Annotated in this window: 2 protein-coding genes; both read left to right on the forward strand. The window is 54.7% G+C overall.

Annotation, left to right across the window (positions count from 1 at the left end; genetic code table 11):
* The first annotated feature begins 98 nt into the window (after window positions 1–98).
* Window positions 99–410 (forward strand): hypothetical protein, encoded by a 312-nt coding sequence (locus tag VPK24_RS11175; RefSeq protein WP_393013263.1) that lies wholly within the window; start codon window positions 99–101, stop codon window positions 408–410.
* Window positions 411–697: 287 nt separating this feature from the next.
* On the forward strand, window positions 698–1,235 hold a 538-nt coding region (locus tag VPK24_RS11180; protein WP_393013266.1), incomplete at its 3' end, for an IS110 family transposase.

Below are 1,235 nucleotides of genomic sequence, written 5' to 3' on the forward strand. Positions count from 1 at the left end.
GTGCCCGTTGCTGAGATCGACTACATCCAAACTGAGGTCAACGGGGTTATTCAGACGATCATGCTGTTTCCAGTTGAAATACCGGAGGTCACCGTTTCATGAGTGCGTTCATTTGGATTGGCGATCGCTTTTTGAATCTCGACTGGATCCGGCAGATCCATGCTGAAGCAAAAACTGGCGAGCTGACCATCATTTGGGCCGATGGGGACACCCTGAACCTCAGCGGCACGATGGCCGTGGGCTTGTTCCATGCGCTCAAGGAACGGTGCGAGGGGAAAAACCTGGCGGTGGAAGTGATGCAAGATTTGCATACCGCTCTACCCGACTGGTTCCAGGAGCTTTGGGGAGTAGGCCAGTATTCGGAACCAGTGGATCTTGAGGACGGCATTCTAGACGAACTTGAGTTTTAGACATGCCCCAATCTTGCTCGGTCTGACTCACCGGGCAAGCTTGGGGCAGCGTCCAAACCTGCTCCAACCGTCTGGCGATCGCGCTTAGGGCTTGAAGGAAGAATCGAGCTTTCGCGCTCTTAAGCGTTCATAGGCTCGGCGCGATCAATTGACGGTTTAACCCACGCAACCGGCCCATAACCAAAAGCCGGTAAATGCCTCAAGAGGGAATTGAGCTGGGCATAGTCCCTGGCTTTTGGGTGATTCATAGGCTCGGCGCGTGGGATAAATTAACACCCAATCATGCCATGAGAATTGTTGGCCTTGACGTAAGTAAGTCCTCGGTCACCGCTTGCGTCACAGACTCTAGACCGGCTGAACCTCGACAATTTTATTACGATGCAAAATTCCTAAGTTTGCCTGCCAACGCGGCCGGCATCAGGGCCTTAATCGACCTGGGGGCCGATGTGGCCGTCATGGAACCCACGGGAGTGAACTATTCAAAACTGTGGGGAACTCAGCTCGCCCGTGCCGGTGTGCGGGTGGTGCTGGTGGGGCATAAGGAACTTCGGGGTTATCGTGCGGGCCATCTCGGATTGCCCGATAAAGATGACGATGCCGACTCTCTGGCCCTGGCCTGCTACTACTGGGACTATTGCGACTCACCACGGCGGTTTGTGTCCGATCGCACTGAGGCGATCGTGCAAATCAGGCGGCTAGTGCTGCGGCTGTGTCATCTGAACCGGGTGCAATCTCCGATCATTAACCGATTGCGTCAGGATCTCGCGTGGCAATTCCCAGAGGTGGCCCATGTCAAATCAAAGCGGGTTTTGCTCTCAGATTTGC

The sequence above is a fragment of the Limnothrix redekei LRLZ20PSL1 genome, from assembly GCF_043235035.1.
GTDB lineage: Bacteria > Cyanobacteriota > Cyanobacteriia > CACIAM-69d > CACIAM-69d > CACIAM-69d.

What these genes read in the sequence shown, in the direction of transcription:
- VPK24_RS11175 (WP_393013263.1), top strand. Translation starts at nt 99, where the DNA reads ATGAGTGCGTTCATTTGGATTGGCGATCGCTTTTTGAATCTCGACTGG.